Origin of the sequence: Methylocaldum sp. RMAD-M, assembly GCF_017832375.1 — a bacterium.
Classification (GTDB): domain Bacteria; phylum Pseudomonadota; class Gammaproteobacteria; order Methylococcales; family Methylococcaceae; genus Methylocaldum.
Map to the genome: position 1 here is coordinate 1 of NZ_JAFIBZ010000022.1, position 25,213 is coordinate 25,213.

Below are 25,213 nucleotides of genomic sequence, written 5' to 3' on the forward strand. Positions count from 1 at the left end.
CCACCTCAAGAGTGCGCGGACACCCCATGCGTCCGCTCGCACCAGTGTCGCCTGAGCCTTTCAACCCGTCGAGACGGTCCTCGGCGGACGCTTACATTGTTTCCGCAGTCCCGATGATCCCGAGCCTGACTCTTGTCGCACGTTCAGGCTCAAGTGGGCCGTGGCGCATTAAGCCAAGACGGATGTCGATCTCACGGCCATTGTTCCCGAACTCCAGCAAGGGCTCTTCGATGAAGCCTGGACGAAAACTCATAGCAGCGGCAACTCCTCTTCATTCACTTCTGGTGGATGAGTATCGCGCACACGCCACAGATCATCGGGAACCGAAAGAGGCAGCTCGATCATATCCAGAGCCTCGAAGTGCAAGAATTGCGGAATCGAAGGCACCGGCGGATCGAGAAGATCGGTCTGCCGCGGGCTTTGACCTAGCCCTGTCAATAACGAGCGCCACATGACAAATTGGCCGCGAACGGCGGCATTGTTCTCAAGGCGCTTGAGCTTGGAAATCCGCTCGCCAGCAAAACGATCGGGACGTATGCCGTCGCGGGTAAAGACATAGGTCGGTTCAATGGACAAATACCAGTCATCGAACTGGCGGCAAAACCGGCCGGAAAAGGCACTATGCCGGACGTAGGATATCGAGCCATCAGGTCGGTGCTTGGCTTTCACCACAGCACGGGTGGCCTCATTCTTTGATGACATATAGCGAAGCGAGCGGTCGATTTTGCCTTGCTCAGGCGCAAAGTAATAAAGCTTCAGAAACTTGTTCCATACAAGGAGTGGATCGAGCTGGGCGCGGAGTGTCCGGTTCAGCAACTCAACAAAGAGGCGCTGCTCGTCTTCATCCTCATGAAGCGAGAAATCTTCGATCGAAAGGGGCTCGATCGAACCAACATCAACGACGTGACGCAGCTCAGAACTCTCCAGGTCCAGGAACGACACCAACCGTCCCCCCTTCGCCACCCATTCGGTAGGCGGATGATCGGTGATATCCAATAAGGCCTTTAAGGCATCCTTGCCATGCCTGTAGGTCGTTGCCGCGACCTGGATGGTCTTAGGAAGCACGACTCTGACGACGTTCAACAGGAGGTCATCTGGCTGGCGCGATGGCGGTAGCCAGACACCTGGCTGTGCCTGGTCAACGGCCAACATAGCAATCGCACTGGCTGCCTGTTCATCAAATTTGTCTGTTGCTTTGTTGATTCGCAGCCGGCGGGTTTCAGGGTCGGAAATCGAGCCTGTCGGCGCTGCTTTCCAGTAGAGGCTTTGGTCGGAGATACGAACAAGGACCACAATCACCGGCAAATTGGCTTGCTGCCAGTAAGCCACATCTTCGGGTTCGCAAAGATACTCGAAGCCATCATCCGTTTCGCCAGTGTATGGACGATCCTGCCGGGTCTTGATCTGAACCGCGATCAACCGGCCACCGACCTCGCCCGTCTCAGGATCACGGAGCTCGATAAGCCCATCGATGCCTGCCTCGGGCGCGCCGTAACGTTTGAAGAGAAAGCCGATAGAGTGGGCGCGCGCATCTACATGGGCAGCTCCCTGTTCACCCACAACTTGCTGAGCGCTGATTTTCTTCGATCGCGGGACTACTACCATGGGCCTCGCTCAACCTTTCGGTGGATACGGATCGTGACCGAAGGAGTCACGGTCCCGAATTTGTCCCTCGCGATTATGGATGAGCAGCTCACTGTGATTGTTACGCGCGATCTCGCGCGCCTTTTCTATGGCCTCTTTCTGGGTACGGTGAACTGAGGATGCTCTCTGGGCGCCTTCAGATTTGACTGCCCAGCCCCGCTCATGCGGCGTAACATGTTGATTCTTCTTGCTCATAATCGCATTTCTCCTTCATGATTTAGTTCGACCACCACCCAGCTTCAGGTTGACTGACCGCCGGCCTAGGTTTACAATTCGTACATAATAATAAAAATGTAAACCCACTAGGGCGAGGAGTCAAGTTATGATCGGTACCCGCATCAAGCTCGCCCGGAAAAAGGCCGGGCTATCTTTGCGAGGGCTTGCCGAGGCCCTCGAAGGGAAGGTGACTGCACAAGCGATCGGCAAATATGAACGCGATGAGATGACGCCAAGCTCGGGTGTATTGCTGGCCTTAAGCAAGGCTCTGGGCGTGTCTCTGGCCTATCTGATGGATACCCAGGGCATTGAACTCACCAGTGTCGACTTCCGAACCAAGGCCAATACCACCGGAAAGGATCGCGCTCATGTTGAAACTGAAGTCATCGAATGGATCGAGCGCTATCTACAAATCGAACACATCCTAGAACTCAACAGCGCTGAGTGGGAAACCCCTATCGATCCACCTCGGAGACTGAGTGTGGTTGAAGAGGCTGAGGCGCTTGCGGACGATGTTCGGGAGCAGTGGAATCTGGGGAGAGACCAAATTCCGAACATGACCGAGCTCCTGGAAGAGAAAGGACTGAAAGTGCTCATCCAGGAGCTACCGGAGAGGGTCTCCGGTTTCACCTGCATGGTGAGACGGCGCGGTAACCTCCCGGAACTGCCGGTAATAGTGGTTAACCAGCGTTTCCCCCTGGAACGACGGCGCCTGACTTTGGCGCATGAACTCGCGCACCGTGTCATCGACCCTGAAGGGCTGACCGAACAGGAGGAAGAGAAAGCCGCCACTTACTTCGCAGGTGCTTTCCTGATGCCGCGTGACCATCTGATGCGCGAAGTTGGCAAACGCCGAGACCACTTGAGCTACAGGGAGATCATCCACCTCAAGCGCCTATACCGGGTGAGTGGGGCCGCTCTTTTGGTCCGCCTTAAAAACATCGGCATTATCAGCGAATCGACGCTGACTTATGCCTTCCAAAGTATTGCCAGGGGCTGGCGGACTTCAGAACCAGAGGAACTGGAAACTGAAAGGGGATCTTGGGAACGACCGCGCCGGTTTGAGCGGCTGTGCTATCGGGCTCTTGCCGAAGGACTGATTTCTCTCACCAAAGCGGCGGAACTGCTCCGCCAGCCGATCGAGGAGGTTGAGGCAGAATTGAAGGGGCCGGCATAGCCGCATGCGGATCATCGTCAGTGACAGCAGTTGTCTAATTGATCTGAGGAAGGCTTCTTTGTTGGAAGCCTTCCTCGGGTTGCCTTACGAAATCGTCATCCCCGACACACTCTTCGAGGAAGAACTCCTCAAGTTCAGCGCGGCGGAGAAGTCGCTGCTGCTGGACAGCGGGATGAAAGTCGTCGGACTTCCTGGAGAAGGTGTCTTGCGGGCGCAAGAAGTGGCGTCCCAGTTCTCCGCCCTGTCCATTCATGACTGCTTTGCTTTTACCCTCGCGGAACAGAATCCGGGCTGTATCCTGTTGACAGGGGATGGCCTGCTTCGCTCAGTGGCTGATGGAAATGGTATCGAAGTTCACGGGGTGCTGTGGGCGATTGATGAAATCCAAAAAGCGGGAACAAGTCCCGTTGTTCAACTGCTTTCAGCTCTGGAGATGTTCGAGAGCGATCCGACGGTTCGTCTTCCAGCGCGGGAGCTGCGGGCATTCATAAAACGCTTCCGGACGATGCTTGAGTAACCGGCTTCTGGGGAAAATCAGGCCATAGGACTTGAGATACTCTGTCCGCCAGAGGGCGGAATACCCGGCTGGTAGGTTACATCAAACACCGTGTCTGTCAGCCACCGTTTGAAATTGGGGTTGTCGCTGAACTGCTTGAATAGCTCCGTGTGGTCGGCCAGCAGTTCCAGGATCACCCGATTGAGCGCCCTGTCATGTTCCATCCTGGCGTTTTGCTTGTCGGAATGCTGAATTGCATTCTGGTAAGCCTTGTCCTTCGCAACACGGTCGGGAATCTCTTCCGCAATCACCTTGCGAATCTTGTCGGCGTCCTTCCAATCGATGTTGCCGAAAAGATCATTGAAGGTCTTGATGATATTGGAGAGCTTGTCGATCTCAGGCTCTCCACCTCCACCGCCTCCACCCGGTGGCGCCGGCTCCACAGTCCCGTCGGCATCGTCCATAGCCATACTCAGAGAGGCCTTGACCTCTGGCCGGTAGCTGTCCATGTCGATGGCTTCGAGCACGCCCTTGGATAAATCTTCTTCCTTCGGTGCCGGCAGTTTTGGGATCAAAAAGTTGAGGAAGATCGCCAGTTTCTCCCAGGCCGGGTGACCGTAGGTCAGGATCGCGCCCAAGAACCCATAGCTGCGCACGAAAGCCTTGGCTTTGCCCTTGAATTCGACCTGCTGATCCTCGTTCAGGTTGTCCTTATAGACCTCGACGCAGGCATCCAGAATCGGATCAAGCTTGTCCCTATCCGCCCCCTTCACATACAGGGCAACCAGTTCCTCGACCTGTGGCCAGGCATAAACCTGTTGTGCATCGAGATCATTCTTCAGGTCGTGCAGCTTATTGGGGTCGGTTTCGCCCACCTGCACCGTGGCGCGGTAGTACTCCTGAAACGCGGCCTTCACGGCCTCAGCGTTATCGGCAAAATCGAGCACAAAGGTATCGTGCTTTTGCGGGTGGGCTCGGTTTAATCGAGACAGGGTCTGGACAGCCAGCACACCAGCCAGCGGCTTATCCACATACATCGTATGAAGCAGCGGCTCGTCGAAGCCGGTCACGAATTTATTGGCGACGATCAAGAACCGATAGGGGTCCTGCTTCAACTTGGTTGGGATATCTTTGCTTGGGAAGCTGTTCAGGTCCGCCTCGGTCTTCTTCACCCCGCCGATTTCGAACTCACCGGAATAGGCCACGATGGCCTTATATGGGCTCTTGATCTCGGCCAGGTAATCAGACACTTCGCGGAAGTAGTCGATGGCTCGCGCAATGCCGTTGCATACGATCATCGCCCGCGCTTGCCCGCCGATCTTACGCTTACCTGCCACATTCGCCACGAAGTGGTCGACCATGATTTCCGCCTTCCTCCGGATAGCCTTGTCGTGGGACTCGACATAGTGGCGGATTTTTTTGAGAGCCTTGACCTTGTCGAAATCCGGGTCGTCTTCCACGGTCTTGGCCACACGGTAGAAGCTGTCTACAGGCGTGTAGTTCTGAATTACGTCGAGGATGAAACCTTCCTGTATGGCCTGCTTGGTTGTGTAGGTCAGCTCCGGCGGCGAACGGAAATGCACCTCGCCGCCTTCCTCGTAACGCTCGCCGAATAACTCCAGCGTCTTGTTCTTGGGTGTAGCGGTGAAGGCAAAGTAGCTGGCGTTCGGCAGCATCTTTCGGGACTCGATCAGCCGGTTCACTGCATCTTCGACGGATTCCTCGTCGTCCTCGTCATCGCCTGGCGCGGAGGACAAGGCCATGTGCATTTTGGCCGTGGTCTTGCCGCCCTGGCTGGAATGCGCCTCATCGATCAGGAGGGCAAACTTCTTCGAACCCAGATCACCCAGCTCATCAAGGATGAAAGGGAATTTCTGGACCGTGGTAACAATGATCTTCTTACCCTTCCTCAGAAAGCCGCGCAGCTCCTCGGCGCTGTCCGAATGACCGAAGATCGAGGCGACATGATCGTAGCCTTTGATTGTTCGGGCAATCTGCGTATCCAATGCGCGCCGATCAGTGATGACAATGACCGAATCGAACTGCGCAAGACTAAGATCGGCAGCCGATTTTAGCTCGACCAACTGGTGTGCCAGCCAGGCGATGGTATTGCTCTTGCCGCTGCCCGCGGAGTGCTGGATCAAATAGCGCCGTCCAACACCGTCTTCACGGCTACGCCGCAACAACGCACGCACGGTGCGCAGCTGATGGAAACGCGGGAAGACCTGTTTACGCTTCTTCTTACCCCGTTCGTCTTCTTCCTCGACGATTTGGGCAAAGGTCTCGATGATGTTGGCTAGGGACTCCATGGCCAGCACTTGCTTCCACAGGTAGTCAGTCTTCAAACCGTGCGGATTTGGCGGGTTGCCAGCCCCGCTGTTCTGCCCTTGGTTAAAGGGCAGGAACCAGGAGCTCTTGCCAGTCAGATGCGTACAGAAGCGCACCTCGGCATCGTCTATCGCAAAGTGCACCATGCAGCGGCCCAGTTGAAACAGCAGCTCGCGCGGGTCACGATCAGTCTGATATTGAACGATGGCGTCCGCGACCGTCTGCTTGGTCAGCGAGTTTTTCAACTCGAAGGTTGCGACCGGCAGGCCATTGATAAAAATTGCCAAGTCCAGCGCACGTTGCGTCTCGTCGTTGCTGTAGCGGAGCTGACGGGTCACGCTGAAAATGTTTTTGTCGAAGTTTTCGCCCGAGCTGGCATTACCCGGCGTCGGCAGGAATTTATACAGATCGACGTGTGCCGGGCCATGGCTTACCCCCTTTCGGAGCACGTCGACAACGCCACGCTTGGCAATCTCGCCTTGCAGTCGGTGTAGAAACTGTGTGCGCTTAATGCCTTCATGTCCTAACTCAAGCATCTCGATGATCTTGGGCTGGGTGGCCTGCAGGAAGGCCAACAGTTTCGCCACGTCCAAAGCGACATCGCGGTTGTAGTCGGTGGGCTGTCCCTGCACATAGCCGCCGCCGGTGCAGAGATCACGCACGATCAGAGCCTCCAGGCCCTTTTCGCTGGTGTCAGTCGTCGCCATCGTTGTTTTCCCCATCGGCATTGGTTTCTTCGTCATCACCCAGCGCGGCCAGGTCGTCTTCGGTCACCCCGTCGTCGGGACCGGGCACCCAGCTGCGCACATCCACCTGTCCGGTGACGACATCGGCGATCAGGCGGTCGCGGTATTCGCGGATCAAAGCAATCTCGCTCTTGATCTTCTCGATAGCCGAATCCTGTTCCTCTGTTGCTGTCTGGAGAAATTGAAGGATGCTGTCTTGCTCTTCCAGAGGAGGCAATACGATCTTGAAGTTTTTGACGAAATCCAACGGAACCCGTTGCTGACCAGCCGCCCCGGTCATAGCGTCAGCACCTAAGGTTCTGAAGGTCTTCAGCGACAGCAACTTGGATAGGAATGCAGGTCTGACGCGACGCGCGACCGGGCGTAGAACGATGAATTCAGTCGTTCCAAAACCAATATCCGTTGGCAGAGTGTCGAGCAGACCGCCCTTGCCGTTCTCGAAACAGGGGGTGATCTTCGCCATGACCACGTCGTGACGCCGGAAGTAGGTATAACCCTCCCAAACATCCGAAATATTCCGGCTTTCGACGTTCTGGAGCTTCCCGTCTGTGGTGATGCACTCCATCGGGAGGAACGATACTGACTCTTCATTGCGGCGACGCGCAGCGCTCTCCGAACGCGAGGGGTTGAATTGCGCTACGTGCTTGATCTTGCACGTTTCCCAATGGGCCGGCACATGTGCTATCCAATCAATCCCGGAGTCCCGTAGTGCCGCCGACGTATTCAAGCCTCGTGTAACTGCGCCTTCAACAACGGTCTGCCTTTGCTCCGTTAGCAGCCCGATGAGGTCACGCTTGGCCTTGATGAAGCGGGCAACATGAGCATCCTGCGCCCGGAGGTAGGCGGCGATCTGGTCTTGCTCCGGACGAGGAGGCACTAAGGACGGCATCTGCTTGAATTCGTCCCAATAAAGCCGGTTGCGGTCAGCTACGATGCCGCGCGAGAACTTATTGACCTCGCGCATATAGGCATTTGTGCGGAACAGATAGCTGTAATAGGTGCTGTTGGCCTCCGGGAAAGGCTTGACCACAACATAAGCGGGGCTCACCAACCCATCCACAGGCACAGGACCAACCGCGCCTTGCCACATCCGCATCATGTTGTAGGCGATATCGCCCTTGACCGCTCGTTTGTACTTCTCCTTCTGGTTCATCACTTGCTTACGCTTCAGGTTCTCCATGTCGCGCACACGTACGCCGGTACGCAGCGACACTTCCAAAATAGGCAGGTCGGGGAAGCCGGTCTCCACACGATGGACGAACAAGCGACCATTTCGCAGCACCTTCCAGCCGTCGGGCAGTTTGGGCGCCCAAGGTAAACCGGACTCACTGTAGTTCGGGTAGGCACTTGCGGTTGCCATCATGCAGCCCCTACGATCTTGTGCAGCAGGCCCTCGGTTTGCTGCTCCAGCTTCAGGATGTCAGCGCGAATCTGATCCAGCGTCCGCAACGGCGTGGGTTTGTAGAAGTAGCGAGCAAACGAAATCTCATAGCCGATCTTGGTCGCGTCCATTGCGATCCAGGCATCGGGTGCGTGTGGCAGCACTTCGCGCGCAAAAAAGGCCTCGATACCGCCGGGCTCTTTGAGCGGTACCTGCTCGGTGTCGCGCAGGTCTGTGTCCGGCTCGTATTCAAGCATGAAGCGATCCTTGCCGATTTGTTCCAGATACGCGCCGTCGTAGCCGGGTTCGAAGAAATCATCCGCCCGAAGTCTGCTGCGCTTGGCGATAACCGGTGGCGCATTCTCGTCGCGCCAGCTCACGGCCTTGTAGATAGCCTTCTTGTCCGAAGCACTTAGCTTCTTGCCGTGCTGTTTCATCACGGCCTCGAAGCGGGCACGGAATTCGTTGTGATCATCAAACACGTCATCGCCCATTTCCTTCCGGGCCAGACGCGCCAGTTCGACGAGGTTCTTGTCACGCAGCCAGGTAACAGGATCGAGGAGCTTCTTACGGCGCTTTTCCGGGATGGTTCTCTTGACCGGCTTAGCGTCTTCGTCGTCCGAGTCGGTATCGGTCTCCTCCTCGCCTTCGTCTCCCTTGAGCCAGGCCTCGATCTCAGGCCGCACTCGTGCGAACTCGTCATACAGTTTGTCGCTCCACCGGCTGTAAATTTCGCTGCGTAAAGCCTCATCGCCTGAAGCGAACCGCAGGCTTGCGATGGCGAGGTGCGAAAACTGGCTTTTCAGCCGTAGTGGGCGTTCGACGGTTATCTTCCAGTACCCGAAATCGGTGTTGTCGAACCACTTGCATTCCGGCATGGCCTTCGCCGCCTCGGCATTGATGGGCGGCTGGGCGAGATACTGCTCTAGGATGCGGCCGATATCAGCATCGGACAGCTCGCAATTCTTTTTACCAAGGTTACGGCGTAACGGCTGGAACCACTGGGTGGCGTCGATCAACTGCACCTTGCCACGCCGGTGCTCGGCCTTACGATTGGTGAGCACCCAGATGTAGGTAGCTATGCCAGTGTTGTAGAACATGTTGAGCGGCAGCGCGATGATGGCTTCCAGCCAGTCGTTCTCGATCACCCAGCGCCGAATATTGCTTTCTCCCTGCCCGGCGTCACCGGTAAACAGAGCCGAGCCGTTATGGACCAACGCAATACGGCTGCCCAGCGGGGTCTTGTGCTTCATCTTCTGCAGCTTGTTCACCAAGAACATCAGCTGCCCATCGCTGGAACGGGTGATGAGCTTGAATTCATGGTCGCCACCGTGGCTGACGATGAAGCGCGGATCACTGAAGTTTGCCTTGCCGCCCATGCGCTCCAGATCGGTCTTCCAGCTCTTGCCATAAGGCGGGTTGGAGAGCATGAAATCGAACTCGCGCGAAGGGAACTGATCGGCCGACAGCGTGGACTTGTCCGCCCCACCGACGATTTTCTCGGCCTCGTCGCCTTCACCCTTTAGCAGCAGATCGGCCTTGCAAATGGCATAGGTTTCCGGGTTGATCTCCTGACCGAACAGGTGGATTGAGACTTCCTTGCCGTGGCTCTCGGCTAGGTTCTGCAGGGTCTCTTCGGCAACGGTGAGCATGCCACCAGTACCGCAGGCACCGTCGTACAGCGAGTACGTACTTGACTCGATTGCATCGGTAATAGGCAGGAATAAGAGCTTCGCCATGAGCTTCACCACATCGCGTGGGGTGAAGTGTTCGCCGGCTTCCTCGTTGTTTTCTTCGTTGAAACGCCGGATCAGCTCCTCGAAGACTGTGCCCATGCCATGGTTATCCAGTGCTGGCAGCTTGATGCGTCCATCAACGTCCTTTACCGGGAGCGGCGAAAGATTAACCTCGGGGTCAAGGAAGTCACTGATGAGATGGCCGAGAATGTCGGCATCGACCATCGTTTGAATCTGGTCGCGAAATTTGAACTTGGTCAGGATTTCCTGGACGTTGGGCGAAAATCCGTCCAGATAATCAATGAAGTTGTCGCGTAGGCGCTGGCCCGACGCACTGGCTTTCAGCCTTGCCAGCGTGAATTCCGAAGTATTGTAGAAGGCCTGGCCGGCGGCCATGCGCAACGCGCCGTCCTGATCGACTACTTTGTTCTGATCCAGGAACTTCTTGCGCTCCAGAACCGTATCTTTAGTCGCTTCCAGCACCGCATCAAGGCGACGCAGAACAGTGAAGGGCAGAATGACATCCCGGTATTTGCCGCGCACATAGACATCGCGAAGCCGATCGTCGGCGATGTTCCAGATAAAGTCGGCAATCCACTTGAGTTGCGATTGGTCCATTTGTGTCCTTTCCCTCTACTCCGTCCAGCCCATGACGAAGGCCGTGGACCTCATCGTCACATTGAGCGGCTGGAGACCTTTCAGGTATCGCAGGCGCAGATACCTTCCCCAGCTTGACCAGGAATCAGTCGTTTTCATCGATCTCATCATCGGCAACAATCTCGCCAGTCGCGGTTACAGGCTTCCCCATCACAGCCGAAATCCGGTCAATCAGAAGCTGCATACGCGCTTCGATGAACCCATCAAAGTCATTACTACGAAGGGGGAGGGGGCCAAGCAGTGCGTTGCCAGGATGGCATCCATCTGCGGATCGTCGAGCCCGACGCTCGCGTGTTGTTGAAGCTGCTTCAGGTAATCGCTCGGCGCTTTGCCGCCGATCATCCTGTTGGCCTTGTAGGAAATCGGTGTCTTGTTGAGCACCGAGTTGTAGCGCTTTTCGGGGATGTTATTGGCCTCACACCAGGCCTTGGGGAAGATGTGGTGGATGTCCAGCTTGCAGTCTTCCCAGTCGGTCTCGTCTAGTTCGCGGATCGTGCTCTTCCAGAAAAAGTCCTGAGCGCCGTTCCGCTGGATCAGCACATTGATGCCCTTATAGGCTGCGCTGTTGCGTGACCGAAGGGTTTCCAGCCGCGCCGGCTGGAAGTTCGCATCGCGGACCGTCGCAGGCTCTTGGTTCACGCCTTCCACCCACGCCATCAGCTCCTGCAAATCCAGTGCAAAGCGCGTCTCCACGGCTCCGCCGTAGAACTCTCCCAGAACACCACACCAGTACCAGCGGGCAAGTTTTTCGTAGGTCTTTTGTTCGAGCCAGCGTTCCCCGAGCAGGGTTAACACGGCCGCCAGAGGGACAAGCTGGGTTCGATAGGGTAGGTCGGTGGTCGAGAAAAAGGACTCCTTTCGGAGAAACTTCGCGGCACGCCAGAAACCCTCCTTCAGGGGCTGCTTCCATTTCTCGTAAGCCGCGAGTGGAAGAGCCAAAACAGCTTCGCGTTTTGCACTGACACCGGTTATCTGCTTTCCAGTTTTGCCGGCAGCAATGTCGTCCTTACGCCGCTCGAAGGTATGGAGCAGGGTCAACCCCTGAAAGAACTCCGTCGGCATGACTCCGTGGAGCATGCGCTGCTTGGCAAAATGCTGTCGGATTCCTTCGATCTTCTCTTTTGGGTTGCCAAACCACTCGTCACGGAGATTGACCCCGTCGGCCGCATAGGTGGCCGTGATCAGCTCAAAAACGGAGAGCGGGACACCGCCCGTGTTGACCTTCTCGAACACCAGGCAAACGGCTTCCTTCTTGTTGTCCTTCTTGAGCTCGATAACCGGGATGTCATAGTTACGAAACTCAGCCAGCAGGGTCTTCCGGAATCGCATATACCGGGTAAATTTGGCCGAATCATAGGCATTCAGCCCTTCTTCCCAGCTATCCGAGTTGAGAATCTGGTTACAGGGAAAACAGAAGTTCTGATACTCCTTATCGGGGTCACTCAAATCCAGCTTGATATCCCGTCCAAAGTTTTCCCTGATAGTCCGGTCTTCATCGACTCCGAAAATCGCCTCTTCGTAGAGTTCCGGACCTTCGAGCGCTTTTTCGATATCGATGTAGTAGTGGCGCTTGAGCTCGCGCCCCTTGTGATCACGCGTCTCCACGGCTCTGGTGAGCATAAGCACCTGAGTGAGGGAGGTTAACCGCTGCTGGCCGTCGAGGATGAGCTTCTCCACCTTGTCCGGTGTTGCCTTGGCCGCATCAATGCCCTCGACAGGGTGCACTTTGAAGCGTGTCTCCCCACCACTTTCCAACAGCATGACGGCTCCAACCGGGAAGGCCCTGGCGATGCTGGTCAGAAGGGAACGAATATGCTCGTCATCCCATACCCATCCGCGCTGAAAGTCGGGTAGCTGCACCTTTCCCGCCACGATGTCTTTGAGCAGGTCGGCAAGCCGTGTTTTGGTGGAATCGAAAGTCGACATTGATCCAACATCCAATTGTTATTGTTCTTAAATATCTCCTGGCCATTTCCAAGAGGTCATGGAAAACAGCCCGGATTTTGCTCTGATGAGCGTTTACTGATAAGGCACGATGTGAGGAATCTCGGCAAGGACCAATTGCCAGGTCTCTACATCCGTCCCGCCACCGTCACTTTCTCCCCGATCCGGCGTCCCCTAGGGAAATATTGATCGTCTCACCGCCCTCCAGGCGCTCCAGAAATTCACGCATGGCCTGACGGATCAGCCATGACGTGGAAACCCGGCTGTTCTCGGCAAGCAGCTCCATGCTGGCATAGTCATCCGGGTCGACGCTGATCGTGATCCGGGTGAGCGTTTTCTCTTTCTTGCGGTTTGCCATGGATTCTCTTAGCCGGGGCTATCGACAAAGTCTAGCTCAAAAGTGCTGCATATATTGCAGCAGAATAACTCTCCCATCTTGGATCACGCCACTAATCCGGCAGGTTAGCCGTCTCGATGTGCTGGTGTAGATCGTCCTTACTGGTATTGCCAAGGTGCCGGCCGCGCAATCCTAAAAGACGATAGAGGTTCTTGTTCTTAATCGTCCAGGACTCCCCGTCGTCCATCGGCTCAGAGGAGCGATCGACTTGAATCAGTCTCAGGTTTACCAGGAGGGAAATCGCACTCCGAATGTCGTTTTCGGGAATGCCGGTGTATCTGTGTATGTTTTCGTAGGCGATGATCGTGTAATTGCTTGCGTTGTCCCGAAAAGCAACCATCAAGAGGTACATCTTCAGGGCGTTCAGTTCGTTCTTCAGGCGCAAGTGAAAATCCCCGAAAACCCTGATCCGGCCATCCTGGTACAGATACCCGCAGGGTAGCTTCCCCCATCTTTCAGCCGGGTAACCCACGAGCTGATAGACGCTGGTCTTTTCCTCCTTATTGACTACCACGATTCCCAAGTCTTCCAGGATTTTCAGGCCTGCCGCGATCTTGGCGCGGCTCAAACCGACAATCTTCTGAAAATCGCTATAAGACAGGCGAGCGAAGCCGGGTTTCGAAAACGCCTCGTTGGGCTTCTCGTTCACGTGGTGGGCAATCGCAATGTAGATCATCAGCGCCGCCACGTTGCCCGCATTGTCGGTGCCATCCCACTTAAGCCGCTTTAACCCTGGCCTTTCCTTATCGGTGATCCAGGAGGTTGGCAGTTTTGCGAATTCGCGCATCTCAATTTCCCCCCTTCTTGGTCAGGGTCTCGACCACCCTGCAGTGGACATGAAGGGCGTAGACCACTACGCCCAAAGCCACGAGAACAATCACCAGAAGCCACCGATCCGGCGGGAGAGCGGCCATAAAATCAAAGACGGCATCGACATTTTTCGGCATAGGAAACCTCGCTCAAACAATGATGTTGAGCGAATTTTAAGAGCCGATATGAATCAATCTAGAATCAGTCGCTTAACAATGTGTCGCAATAAATCAACATTGCCTTTTATAATCAGAATGATATCGCCAAATTCATCAGGCTATGGAATTTTCCGAATGGTTCATAAAGGCATGTTGGTTCTGATGTTAGCCTGGTGTGTGATCGGTTCATAAGGTGCAAAATCAGTTCATAAGCCGAAAAATCGAGAGTCGCCACCAATTCATGAACCGATGGTCTCGTCTAGCTGTAGCGGGTCACCAGACTACCTGGACAAAACGGCCGATTCAAGCCGATCATTTCGGCCTAGAGATCCACTACCCTTGGGGATGGGAGGGGGATCAAAAAACTGTCCGAAGGACACTTTATGTGCCGGCCAGGTAATCGCGGACCATTTGGATCAACAGCCAGCCGAGCATCAAGAACACCGTAACGAAGACCATCGCGCCGAAGAACTCGATCACCCGGAGGATGCCGACGTACAAGCGCATGACGGCGTGATACGGCAGAGAGAGGATCCAAACGACCGCGCGAGCGCCGGTTAAGGTCATCCGCCCCGCCCGAGCGACCGGCGCGACCGCCGCGATCACATCGGTGCGCGTGGGCCAGACCAGGCGTGGACCCTTAAACGGCGGCCGTGTGCGGCCCGCCGTTCCAGGCCGAAACGGGACAACGTTCTCCCTGTTCATCCTTGGCTTTTTCTCCATGGTTTACCTGTGTTCTATGATCGGCGCTCGCGCGTGGGTGACTTGATCTTTGAGGTAGGTGGCCATCGCTGTTGCCGCCGCACCTCCCATAGCGCCGGCTAACAGACTGATCCCCACGAGGATGGCCACTTGCGAAGAGCCCTCTCTTCTGTTGTCATGAGCGGTGCCTGAGGATTTTTATCGTCCATGACCGAGCCTTCGGTTCATGATTATGGGAAAGACCCGAGCATAAGCCTATAAGGCCTATGTCCAGCGCGTCAGCGGTCCGGATAATAAATTCTGCGCTGGATTACTCTAGCGCCCAAGCTTCAATGTGTGTGCCGAGGAGACAGCTTTCGGCGAGCGCCAATAGCCGCCCATTCGACCAGTTCAAAATCACCGATTCCGCGTGCAATTACACCAGTCGAGCACTGTCATGGAGCGACATGTAATTGATAAGTAAACATTTCTTTGTGGCACTTTATTTGCTTTGTGTTTATTGCCGACATCGTTAAATCCCATTTGGGTATCTGTTTTTCGGCAAAAACATTCCCGTGTTTCGTGGAGTATTCTGATGCGGTTTATGAACCAGTTCGTTTACAGCATCGTGCTCGCTGTTCTATCCATCGTAGTGACTGACGTCGATATTGCCCAGGGTCTGAGTGACGATTCCAGGAAGCAAATGACGGTTCATTCAGTTAAATACGAGTAAGCAGCATCGCCGATATTCAACCTGTCCCTGCCATTCTCTGAATCGATGAACAAATATTTGCGGTCAAGCGCCACCTCGAGCAAGAGGCTCTTGGCGGTACTGGCCTCGGTCTGGCCATGGTTCAGCGGTTCACGCGCGACCTGGGCGGGCAGCTGGATATTTCGAATGTCGAGCCCCGTGGAGCTCGGGTGAGTTTAACGCTTCCTTGTCAATGGGTCTGAGTTTGCCGTGCTGAATACCTTGCTGATCATCGAAGACGAAGCCTTGTTCGGTTCCGAACTGACGCGCCACTATCGCAAGGCGGGTTGGGAAGTGGAATGGGCCAAAGACCTCAAGGATGCGAAAGAGTTGCTGCTGGAACAGGGATTCGAGCCCATCTTGATCCTGTCCGACATGAATCTGCCGGACGGCAACGCTTTGGATTTCATGGAATCGCTTCAAGGGCAGATCGCCAATACCGAATGGCTGTTGCTCACCGGGTACGGGAGCGTGCCGGATTCGGTGCGGGCTTTGCGCCTGGGTGCGTACGACTTCCTCGAAAAACCGTGCGAGATGTCGCGGCTCGACTTGGTGATCGCCGCCGCCGCCCGCAGCGCCCAGGCCCAAAAGCGCCTGGCGCAGCAAGTCCGCCAGCGCTATCGCCGTTATTCGCCGGAAGCCTATGTCGGCAAGAGCCGGGCGGCGCAGCGGGTGCGCGAGATGTTGACGCGCTTGACCCAAGTGCCTTTCAGCGCCTTGATCATCGGCGGCGAAACCGGCACCGGCAAGGGCCTTGCGGCCCGCATCCTGCATTATGGCGGGAAACGGGCGGAAAACCCGTTGATCGAACTCAATTGCGCGGCGCTGCCGCGCGAGCTCCTGGAATCCGAATTGTTCGGGCACGAGGCCGGTGCGTTCACGGGCGCCCTGTCACGGCACCGGGGATTGATCGAACAGGCCGAAGGCGGCACCTTGTTTCTCGACGAGATTGGCGAGATGGCTCCGGATCTTCAGTCCAAGCTCCTCAAGGCGATCGAGGACCGGAAAATCCGCCGGCTGGGCTCGGAGAAGGAAATCTCGGTCGATGTGCAAATCCTCGCGGCAAGCCATAGGGATCTGGAGGACATGGTCAAGCGCGGCGAATTCCGCGGCGATCTTTACCATCGCTTGAGCGTGTTCAAGCTCACCCTGCCGCCCCTCAGGGACATCAAGGAGGATTTGGAGGATTTGGTGGAGCTTTTCGTGGCCGAGTTCAACGCCAAGGCCGGCAAGCACGTCAAGGTGGTTCCGGAAGCGGCCTGGGCGGAATTGCGGGCGCACGACTGGCCCGGCAATGTACGGGAATTGCGGAACGTCATCGAGCGCTGCGTGCTATTTGCCGAGGGACCGCTGTTGCCGGTCGAATGGCTGCAGCTGCGCCGGCAAGACTTGAAAGGGATGCCGGGACACGCTTCTGCTACCGAGGATGGGCTATTCATTCCGCTCGACGGGAGCATGGCGCTGGACGATATGGACTGCTACATCATTCGAACCACGCTGGAGCGGCACGCCGGCAACGTCACCGCCACCGCCCGTGCCCTCGGCACGACCCGCGAGACGCTGCGCTACCGCATCCGGAAGTACGGGTTGAAAGAATCGAGTTAAGCTCTCGACTTGAGCCTTTTCAAGGCTGGCGTGTGGCGACATAGCCGCAGTGACGGAAATCATGCCGACATTCGGCCGAAGTCACCTGATCCAACAGTTTGCCGATGGCGTCCCCAATCGCCTCGACGGCGCGTTGCCCCGCCTTGCGGAGCCGTGCCTTGAGCTTGGCGAAGACCTGCTCGATCGGATTGAGGTCCGGGCGATAGGGCGGCAGGGGCTTGAGAATGGCCCTGCGGGCTTCAATGGCCTCCCGGACTCCGCTCACCTGGTGTGACGAGAGGTTATCCCCAATGACCACGTTCCCCGGTGACAAGGTCGGACACAGAAATTCCCGCACATAACCGAGGAAGCGATCGCCGTTCATCGGACCTTCGGTGACCCTGGGCGCCATCAGTCCCTCCTGCCGCTAGGCCGCCACAAAGGTCGTGGTCTGCCAATGCCCCTGCGGGATCGTTCCGATCACCCGTTCGCCGTTAGGTCCCCAGCCATACAGCCGGTTCATCGCCGTGGTGGCGAAGGTCTCGTCAACGAAGACCAGTTTGGCAGGTGCCAGTGTGGGTGGTTCCGCGTGCCATGCGTCACGGGCCAGGCGGACGTCTTCGCGGGCCTGCTCGGCGGCTCGGAGCGTTTTTTTGAAGGTCAGGCCCAGATGGTTGAGGCGGTACCAGAGCGTCGAGAGTTGGACCTTCAACCCCAAGGCCTCGCGGAGTTCCGCCAGGGTCGTGTCGGCTTCGCCTTCCGCAGCGCGTAGCGCCGCATCGTACTCGGCCAAGCGAGGCTGGCGGCCTCCGGCATGGGGCTTTGGCGCCAGCGTGTCCCGCTCGCGGCGCTGACGTGTGCTGAGCATCGGGATCATGCAAGAACCGGAACTTGCGTCGATTCCTAGCCGATTGATTGTCCTTGATAGTACTCCTCTGCCGTGCATCGGCTTGATCTCCGATGATCGGAAATATCATCCATAGATGGTTTGAATAAGCCAGTTTCACCGGTGATCTTGAACCGGTGCGAGTCTGGCGGACTTTTCAAAGTAAAAAACCGTTTTCGCAATCAATAACCTAGAAAAATAGTAGGTTTGGCACGGAAGTCGCTTTGGCAGAGCCGGTACAACTCTACGAGGACGACTATGGCTTCAGTACAAACATTGCGCCGGGTGCCTCGAACCGGTCTGCCTGGACTTAAAGACCATTGGCGATCGGACCTCGTATCCGGCTTTCCGGTGTTTCTGATCGCACTGCCGCTGTGTCTCGGCATCGCCATGGCCTCGGGTTTTCCGCCCATGGCCGGGATCGTCAGTGCCATGATCGGCGGGGTCATCGTATCCAGCATCAACGGCTCTCATGTCACGATCAAAGGCCCAGTGGCCGGATTGATCGTCGTGATTCTCTCGGCGGTGCAGTCCCTGGGGCAGGGGAGCGCCATCTCGGGTTACCGCTATACCTTGGCCGCCATCGCGGTGGCGAGCGTGCTGAAAATCCCGATGGGAGTCTTTAAAGCGGGAAAGCTCAACGCCTATTTTCCCGCCTCGGTGGTGCACGGCATGCTGGCCTCCATCGGCACCATCATCATGGTAAGCAAATCCATGTGATGCTCAAGGCCAAGCCGAAAAGCCGCGAAATCCTCATCGGCCGACCGCAAAGGGCACCTCGAAAGTGTGCCGCAGGCACACGGAAACTTGGTTCAGGGCTGAACGAACAAACTGTGTAGATGCTACACGAGAGATGAGGATAGGTCCCTCGGAGTCGGTTTTCAGGAGCAGACTTCAAACCACACCAAGCTGCTGCGGTTAAGAGCCGATGGTGGTGAGCGTGGGGGTCAAAGTTCAGGGGATATCCTCGGCAGGTAAGGCCCGTAGAGACGAACGCAAGTGAACTCTCGATGACGCGTCGTAATCCCTGAGTTGTCGTCAAAACCGGAAGAGTTCCGAGTTTCCGGGACGAACTTGCCGGATACCGGGTTACCGGGCAAGCGGCGACCGGCGTACAGGGGGCGTGAAGCCGACTCTGGCTTTGGTGTGGAACTGCAGGAACCAGTCGTTCCGATGACAAGGGAGAAGCACAAGTGGCGGCAACCACGAGGCGAGAGTACCGAGGCGGAGCCCTGGGACGGATAGGACCGTAAGAGCCGATGATGGCTGGTAATGCGGCTGGAGCAAAGGGTCCGAGTCAAGCCGTAGCATTCGGCGTTCAACTGAAAATAGGAGGAAACCGATGAGGCAACGAAAGCGTTCGCCATCGACCAATGGCGGGTGTACGAAGCGATTCCTATTGAGGTATGGCTGGGAAGCAACCTTGGCTATTCGTGCACTGCCAATTGGGGATGAAGGGTACGTTTGCTTGATGGGAGCGGTGTGAGTCGAGAGGTTAACGCACCGTTCTGAGCGAGTCTGGAGGTGAGATTCCTCCGGCCTGCTCACCGGCCTGTCACGCTCATGCTTCGACAGGCTCGGCACGAACGGAACCGATTGATCTGATTAGAACCATTCGTACTGAGCTTGCTGAGGCTCGCGAATTTTCGAGGTGCCGCCAAAAGTAAATGGGATTTATTGGGCGCACTGTTTAATCCCGCAAACGAGTATTTAATACAGAACATCTTTTGTCATCCAGATTTAACGATCTAGCAAATGAATCTAAAGACATATTTAGCTATCTGGTTAAGTGCCGTTTTATTAACTGGTTGCCACCAAGGAGGAACCGAAAAGCAGGAAGAAAACGCAAGGCTGGAGGCGACTACACCGCTTCGCCAGGATACTACTGTCACCAGGGAATATGTTTGTCAGATTCACGCAATAAGGCATATTGAAATCCGGGCACTGGAAAGAGGCTATATACAGAATATTTTTGTCGACGAGGGGCAATTGGTGAATCAAGGCCGCCCCATGTTCAAAATCATGCCTACCGTCTATCAGGCGAAGCTGTTAAAAGCAAAGGCCGAAGCCAATACTGCGAATGTTGAATATCTCAATACCAAGGCACTGGCTGACAGAAATATCGTTTCACCCAATGAGTTGGCTTTGGCAAAAGCCAGATTGGACAAGGCCAACGCAGAGGTGAAATTGACGGAAGCACACTTGAGTTTCACCGATATCAACGCGCCTTTCGACGGCATTATGGATCACTTGGAAGTGAGAAGCGGCAGCTTGGTAGAAGAGGGCACCTTGTTAACCACTTTATCCGACATTAGCAAAACGTGGGTGTATTTCAATGTTCCGGAAGCCGAATATCTGGATTACAAAATCCACAAGCGGGGCAACGAACCGACCAAAGTAAAACTGCGGATGGCCAATGGTCAGATTTTCAACCAAACCGGAATAGTGGAGACCATAGAAGCGGATTTTGACAATACCACCGGTACCATCGAGTTCCGAGCCACTTTCCCCAATCCGGACAAGCTGCTCCGACACGGCGAGACCGGCACGATTCTGATGGAGAAACCCTACCCAAACGCCATGTTGATCCCGCAAAAAGCGACTTTCGAAATTTTGGACAAAACCTATGTTTACGTCATCAACCCGGAAGGAAAACTAGAGCAACGGCTCATCAATATCGAAGCCACCTTGCCGCATCTGTTTATCGTCAAGGACGGCTTGAAAGACGATGACAGGGTCTTGCTGGAAGGCTTGCGCAAGGTACATCCAGGGCAAGCCGTAGAGATCGACTTGATGTCAGCGGAGAAAGTCCTCGCAGAGCTGGATCTGTATACCGAGTAACCGTGTCGGAAATGATTTGGCCATGTTCAATGTTTTTATCAAACGACCTGTCATGGCGATCGTGTTATCGCTGCTTTTTCTGTTCATGGGCGGATTGGCGGTTCGGTCCTTGCCCATTTCCCAATTTCCGGATATCGCACCGCCCCGCGTGATCGTTTCCTTGGCGTTTCCCGGTGCAAGCGCGGATGTGCTGGTGAAATCGTCGTTAATCACGATCGAACGTGCCATCAACGGCGTTCCCGGCATGAAATACATCATCTCGGATGCAACCAGCGCCGGTGAAGCGACCATTCAAGTGCTGTTCGACCTGAGCGTCGATCCTAACGTAGCGATGGTCAACGTGAAGACGCGCCTGGACCAAGTCATGAACCGACTGCCGAAGCTGGTTCAGCTGGAAGGGGTGGTCGTCGAACGCGTACAGCCCAGTATGCTCATGTACATCAACCTGTACAGCACGGACAAAAACGCGGACCAGAAATTTCTATTCAACTATGCCAACGTCCATGTAATCCCGGAAGTCCAGCGCGTGTATGGCATTGCCCAAGCCAAGATATTGGGCAGCCGCCAATATGCGATGCGGATTTGGCTGAATCCGGACCGGATGAGGGCTTATAACGTCTCGATCGATGAAGTGATGGATGCCATCGCCAAGCAAAGTGTTATCGGCCGGCCGGGACGAATCGGGCAAAGTACGGGTATTACCGCCCAATCCAAAGAGTATGTACTGGTTTACCAAGGGCGGTACAACAAGCCGGAACAGTATGAAGACATCATCATACGCGCCACGCCCGAAGGAAAGATGCTGCGCATTAAAGATATCGCCAAAGTCAGTCTAAGCAGCGAGTTTTACGATATCTACTCCGACAAGGATTCCTTTCCTTCGGCTTCGATCGTGCTTAAACAAAACTATGGGAGTAACGCCAGCAAAGTCATCGAGGACGTGAAGGAGAAATTGAAAGAATTGAAAGACTCGTTCCCTGAGGGTATGGACTATGAAATCAACTACGACGTGTCGAGATTCGTCGATGCCTCGATTGACAAAGTCCTGCATACCCTAGCGGAAGCATTCGTTCTGGTAACGCTGGTGGTATTTGTTTTCTTGGGCGATTGGCGCTCCACCCTGATTCCCATTTTGGCGGTCCCTGTTTCGTTGATCGGCTCCTTCGCCGTGATGTCGGCATTCGGACTTTCCATCAACCTGATTACCCTGTTTGCCTTGGTTTTGGCGATCGGTATCGTGGTCGACGACGCCATCGTGGTAGTCGAAGCCGTGCATGCCAAAATGGAGGCCGAACATATTTCCCCTTATGTTGCTGCGCAAAAAGTCCTTGGGGAAATCGGCGGCGCCATTATCGCGATTACCCTGGTCATGACCTCGGTTTTCGTCCCCATCGCCTTTATGACCGGTCCGGTCGGCGTGTTTTATCGGCAGTTTTCGATAGCCATGGCATCGTCGATTATCATCTCGGCAATCGTGGCCTTATCGCTCGCCCCGGTTCTGTGCGCGATGATTCTGAAAAACCCCCATGGCAGACCCAAAAGAAAAACTCCGATTAATTTATTCATCGATGGCTTCAACTATATCTTCGAGAAAGCCACGGGACGGTACGTTAAGCTGCTGAATGCCGTCGTCACTCGGCGGATCGTTACGTTTTTGGCCTTGGCTGGGTTTTCTTTCGGTATTTTTGCGGTGAATCAAACCCTGCCCGCCGGCTTTATTCCCGGCGAAGACCAAGGGATGATCTATGCGATTATTCAAACACCCCCCGGTTCGACGCTCGAAGTCACCTACGAAGTAGCACGACAGCTCGAAAGCGTAGCCAGACAAATTGAAGGCGTGCAATCGGTTTCTTCCTTGGCGGGCTACGAGGTACTGACCGAAGGACGCGGTTCCAATGCGGGTACTTGTATCATCAACCTGAAAGATTGGTCTGAGCGTAAGGTATCCGTACAAGATGTAATCCGAGAATTGGAGGAAAAAACCCGCGATTTCGGCGCCGTCATCGAGTTCTTCCAACCGCCGGCAGTCCCCGGCTACGGCGCAGCTTCCGGCTTGGCATTGCGGTTATTGGATAAGACTTCGGATACGGATTACTATGAGTTTGACAAAATCAACCAGGAATTCATGGCAGCTTTGCGCAAGCGCAAAGAATTAACCGGTTTATTTACCTTTTACGCAGCCAATTATCCGCAGTATGAACTGATCATCGATAACAAGCTCGCCATGCAAAAAGGCGTCTCCATCGATAAAGCGATGGAGAACTTGGACATCATGATCGGCAGTACTTACGAGCAAGGCTTTATCCGCTTCAATAACTTTTTCAAGGTCTATGCCCAGGCCCTGCCCGAATTCCGGCGTTTTCCCACGGATGTATTGAATTACTACGTGAAAAACGAAAAGGGCGAAATGGTGCCGTACTCCGCCTTTATGACCATGAAAAAGCGGCAAGGTCCCAACGAAATTACCCGCTACAACCTCTACAACTCGGCAGCTATCCGTGCCGAGCCCGCCCCCGGCTATACCACCGGCGACGCCATCAAAGCCGTTCAGGAAGTCGCCGCCGCCACCCTGCCCCGCGGTTATGACATTGCCTGGGAAGGCCTGTCGTTCGACGAAGCTGTTCGCGGCAACGAAGCGTTGGTGATCTTCGCGGTCGTGATCGTGTTTGTCTATTTGGTGCTGGCGGCGCAGTACGAAAGCTTCATTCTCCCGCTGACGGTGTTGTTCTCTCTGCCCGCCGGTATTTTCGGTTCGTTCCTCCTGCTGAAAGCCACGGGGCTTGCCAACGATGTTTATTCCCAGGTGGGTTTGGTGATGTTGATTGGTTTGCTCGGCAAGAACGCCGTTTTGATCGTGGAATACGCCGTTCAAAAACAAGCCCAGGGTATGTCCGTCAGGGATGCGGCGATTGAGGGCGCGAAAGCGCGTTTCCGGCCGATTTTGATGACGTCCTTCGCCTTTATCGCCGGGTTGGTACCGTTAGCGGTCGCCACCGGGGCGGGAGCGGTCGGCAACCGGACGATTGGCACCTCCGCCTTGGGCGGGATGCTTTTCGGAACCCTATTCGGCGTTCTGCTTATCCCAGGGCTCTATTACGTTTTCGCCAAGATGACGGAAGGTAAGCGATTAATTAGAGACGAAGACATTAACCCTCTAACGGAAACTTATCAGTACGGCACGAACGATGTCGAAGAGTAAAACGTTTCGTCTTATGACATTGGGCGTAATCGGATTAATGTTACATGCCTGCGGAATTCCAGAAATAACAATCAAGAAAGCAGATACGCAGCTTCCTGATAGATTCAAGCCCGGCCTCGCGGAAAAGGCTAACTCGGGCACCGTGAAATGGAAGGACTTTTTCGAAGACCCGAATTTATTGAGCCTGATCGATATCGCTATCGCCAATAACAAGGAAGTCAATATGATGCTGCAGCGTATTAGCACTGCGGAAAATGAGATTCAAGCACGTCGAGGGGCCTATTTACCTTCCGTGAATATAGGTATTGGCGCAGATGGAGAAAAAGTCGGCAAGTATACGCGTAATGGCGCTGTCGAGGAGAATCTGAAGCTAGCTAATGGCCAGCCATTCCCAGCATTTCTAGGTAATTATCAATTCGGGCTGTTTTCGACCTGGGAGATCGACATTTGGAAAAAGCTGAGGAACGCGAAGCAGGTGGCCGTGCTGGAATACATGGCCAGTCAGGAAGGAAAAAACTTTTTGGTAACGAATTTGGTCAGCGAGATTGCCCATGCGTACTATGAGCTCATGGCATTGGACAATCAGCTCGAGAATCTGGAGCAAAATATCGCAATTCAGCAAAACGGTTTGGAGGTGGTGAAGCAGCTCCAGATTTATGCCAGAACCACTACGCTTGCGGTCAAGCGTTACCAAGCGGAAGTGGCAAAAAACCAAAGCAAAAAGTCTGGGTTAATGCAGCAGATCACGGAGGTCGAAAATCGCATCAACTTTTTGTTGGGGAGAGCGCCGCAGCCTATCCAGCGGGCCTCGCGCGGTTTTATGGATATCAAGCCCAAAATACTCAACGCGGGCATTCCGTCGCAATTGCTGCAAAACCGGCCCGATATCAGAAAAGCAGAGTTTGAACTTGCGGCTGCGGAGCTGAATATAGACGTGGCCAGAGCTAATTTCTATCCATCCTTTGGTATAAAAGCCGGAATAGGTTTTGAGGCTTTTGCTCTTAAGCACTTGATCAACACACCGGAGTCGTTGGCAGCAATGGTCGCCGGAGAATTAGTGGCTCCCTTGGTTAACAAGAATGCCATCATAGCGGAATACAAAAACGCCAATGCCAAGCAGATTCGGGCAGCATATGAATACGAGCAAACCATACTGAATGCTTATACTGAAGTCTCCAACCAGCTTTCGAAAATAGATAATCTGGATAAGGCTTATCGGCTCAAGAAAGAGCAGGTTGACTCGCTCGCTCAATCGATCGATGTGGCCGGCCAGCTGTTCAAATCCGCTCGTGCCGACTATCTGGAGGTGTTGTTAACGCAAAGGGATGCCTTGGATGCAAAAAAGGAACTCATTGAAACGAAACTGAAGCAGGTCAATACCGTTGTGGATCTTTATCGATCGCTCGGCGGAGGATGGCGGTAACCGTCCCCAAGGCGCAGCACGGCGATGCGCCTGACATCCCAAACGCTGACCGGCGGTGTAGCCAGTCGGTCTAGCTCACCGTGATCTGGTAGCCTGCCCGGAGGCCTGATACCGGGCGATGAGGCCCGTCCGGCGGATCGGTTTCGACGAAAGCGCCG

At 55.0% G+C, this 25,213-nt stretch carries 20 protein-coding genes and 1 pseudogene; 9 read left to right on the forward strand and 12 right to left on the reverse strand.

Features of this window, described 5'->3' with window-relative positions:
• Positions 1–249 precede the first annotated feature (249 nt).
• Both JOD69_RS17765 and JOD69_RS17770 read right to left on the reverse strand, forming a co-directional pair.
• The gene (locus JOD69_RS17765) at positions 250–1,605 is read right to left on the reverse strand and encodes a DUF4365 domain-containing protein (protein WP_210024094.1); all 1,356 of its coding nucleotides are present in this window, start codon (positions 1,603–1,605) and stop codon (positions 250–252) included.
• 9 nt (positions 1,606–1,614) lie between these two features.
• Positions 1,615–1,839, reverse strand: coding sequence for a DUF2188 domain-containing protein (locus tag JOD69_RS17770; protein WP_210024095.1), 225 nt, complete (start codon positions 1,837–1,839; stop codon positions 1,615–1,617).
• A 127-nt stretch (positions 1,840–1,966) separates the two neighbouring features.
• Here JOD69_RS17770 and JOD69_RS17775 point away from each other — a divergent pair, with 127 nt between their 5' ends.
• Complete coding sequence (locus JOD69_RS17775; RefSeq protein WP_210024096.1) at positions 1,967–3,037, forward strand: XRE family transcriptional regulator; 1,071 nt, start codon at positions 1,967–1,969, stop codon at positions 3,035–3,037.
• Between the two features lie 4 nt (positions 3,038–3,041).
• Complete coding sequence (locus tag JOD69_RS17780; RefSeq protein WP_210024097.1) at positions 3,042–3,554, forward strand: hypothetical protein; 513 nt, start codon at positions 3,042–3,044, stop codon at positions 3,552–3,554.
• A 17-nt stretch (positions 3,555–3,571) separates the two neighbouring features.
• Here JOD69_RS17780 and JOD69_RS17785 read toward each other — a convergent pair whose 3' ends face one another.
• From JOD69_RS17785 to JOD69_RS17820, 8 genes are all read right to left on the reverse strand, one after another.
• Entirely contained in the window at positions 3,572–6,568 is a 2,997-nt protein-coding gene (locus tag JOD69_RS17785) for a type I restriction endonuclease subunit R (RefSeq protein WP_210024098.1), read from the reverse strand.
• Positions 6,555–7,967 carry a restriction endonuclease subunit S gene (locus tag JOD69_RS17790; protein WP_210024099.1) on the reverse strand — a complete coding sequence of 471 codons (1,413 nt, stop codon included), beginning with the start codon at positions 7,965–7,967 and terminating at the stop codon, positions 6,555–6,557. Before JOD69_RS17790 ends, JOD69_RS17785 begins: the two co-directional genes overlap by 14 nt.
• A complete protein-coding gene (locus JOD69_RS17795) occupies positions 7,967–10,342 on the reverse strand; it encodes a class I SAM-dependent DNA methyltransferase (RefSeq protein WP_210024100.1) in 2,376 nt (791 codons plus the stop codon). Before JOD69_RS17795 ends, JOD69_RS17790 begins: the two co-directional genes overlap by 1 nt.
• Before the next feature lie 210 nt (positions 10,343–10,552).
• Positions 10,553–12,307 carry a DUF262 domain-containing protein gene (locus JOD69_RS17800; RefSeq protein ID WP_210024101.1) on the reverse strand — a complete coding sequence of 585 codons (1,755 nt, stop codon included), beginning with the start codon at positions 12,305–12,307 and terminating at the stop codon, positions 10,553–10,555.
• A 166-nt stretch (positions 12,308–12,473) separates the two neighbouring features.
• Positions 12,474–12,683: a ribbon-helix-helix domain-containing protein gene (locus JOD69_RS17805; protein WP_210024102.1), complete on the reverse strand. Its 210-nt coding sequence runs from the start codon at positions 12,681–12,683 to the stop codon at positions 12,474–12,476.
• Positions 12,684–12,774: 91 nt separating this feature from the next.
• Positions 12,775–13,509 carry a helix-turn-helix domain-containing protein gene (locus tag JOD69_RS17810; protein WP_210024103.1) on the reverse strand — a complete coding sequence of 245 codons (735 nt, stop codon included), beginning with the start codon at positions 13,507–13,509 and terminating at the stop codon, positions 12,775–12,777.
• A 1-nt stretch (position 13,510) separates the two neighbouring features.
• On the reverse strand, positions 13,511–13,669 hold the full coding sequence (locus JOD69_RS17815) for a hypothetical protein (protein ID WP_210024104.1): 159 nt from the start codon (positions 13,667–13,669) through the stop codon (positions 13,511–13,513).
• A 402-nt stretch (positions 13,670–14,071) separates the two neighbouring features.
• Positions 14,072–14,413, reverse strand: a complete 342-nt coding sequence (locus tag JOD69_RS17820; protein ID WP_210024105.1) for a hypothetical protein — start codon at positions 14,411–14,413, stop codon at positions 14,072–14,074.
• Positions 14,414–14,966: 553 nt separating this feature from the next.
• Between JOD69_RS17820 and JOD69_RS17825 the strand changes: the two genes are divergently transcribed.
• Genes JOD69_RS17825 through JOD69_RS17835 form a run of 3 tightly spaced genes read left to right on the forward strand, consistent with a single transcriptional unit; the run spans position 14,967 to position 16,727 of the window.
• On the forward strand, positions 14,967–15,104 hold the full coding sequence (locus tag JOD69_RS17825; protein WP_156881922.1) for a hypothetical protein: 138 nt from the start codon (positions 14,967–14,969) through the stop codon (positions 15,102–15,104).
• 53 nt (positions 15,105–15,157) lie between these two features.
• Positions 15,158–15,325: an ATP-binding protein gene (locus tag JOD69_RS17830; protein ID WP_348529969.1), complete on the forward strand. Its 168-nt coding sequence runs from the start codon at positions 15,158–15,160 to the stop codon at positions 15,323–15,325.
• Between the two features lie 7 nt (positions 15,326–15,332).
• Positions 15,333–16,727: a sigma-54 dependent transcriptional regulator gene (locus JOD69_RS17835; protein WP_210024106.1), complete on the forward strand. Its 1,395-nt coding sequence runs from the start codon at positions 15,333–15,335 to the stop codon at positions 16,725–16,727.
• 19 nt (positions 16,728–16,746) lie between these two features.
• Here the strand turns inward: JOD69_RS17835 and JOD69_RS17840 are convergent, their stop codons facing one another.
• Together JOD69_RS17840 and JOD69_RS17845 are read right to left on the reverse strand one after the other, a co-directional pair.
• Positions 16,747–17,118 (reverse strand): transposase, encoded by a 372-nt coding sequence (locus tag JOD69_RS17840; RefSeq protein WP_210024107.1) that lies wholly within the window; start codon positions 17,116–17,118, stop codon positions 16,747–16,749.
• A gap of 15 nt (positions 17,119–17,133) precedes the next feature.
• Positions 17,134–17,574: a hypothetical protein gene (locus JOD69_RS17845; protein ID WP_210024108.1), complete on the reverse strand. Its 441-nt coding sequence runs from the start codon at positions 17,572–17,574 to the stop codon at positions 17,134–17,136.
• A gap of 276 nt (positions 17,575–17,850) precedes the next feature.
• On the opposite strand from JOD69_RS17845, the pseudogene JOD69_RS17850 reads away from it, so the two are divergent.
• The 4 genes and pseudogenes from JOD69_RS17850 to JOD69_RS17865 all read left to right on the forward strand — a co-directional run.
• Positions 17,851–18,317 (forward strand): annotated as a pseudogene (locus JOD69_RS17850) (SulP family inorganic anion transporter); the annotation flags it as partial.
• Positions 18,318–19,347: 1,030 nt separating this feature from the next.
• Positions 19,348–20,433 carry an efflux RND transporter periplasmic adaptor subunit gene (locus JOD69_RS17855; protein ID WP_210024109.1) on the forward strand — a complete coding sequence of 362 codons (1,086 nt, stop codon included), beginning with the start codon at positions 19,348–19,350 and terminating at the stop codon, positions 20,431–20,433.
• Between the two features lie 22 nt (positions 20,434–20,455).
• The gene (locus tag JOD69_RS17860) at positions 20,456–23,632 is read left to right on the forward strand and encodes an efflux RND transporter permease subunit (RefSeq protein ID WP_210024110.1); all 3,177 of its coding nucleotides are present in this window, start codon (positions 20,456–20,458) and stop codon (positions 23,630–23,632) included.
• Positions 23,619–25,055: a TolC family protein gene (locus JOD69_RS17865; RefSeq protein ID WP_210024111.1), complete on the forward strand. Its 1,437-nt coding sequence runs from the start codon at positions 23,619–23,621 to the stop codon at positions 25,053–25,055. Before JOD69_RS17860 ends, JOD69_RS17865 begins: the two co-directional genes overlap by 14 nt.
• Positions 25,056–25,213 lie beyond the last annotated feature (158 nt).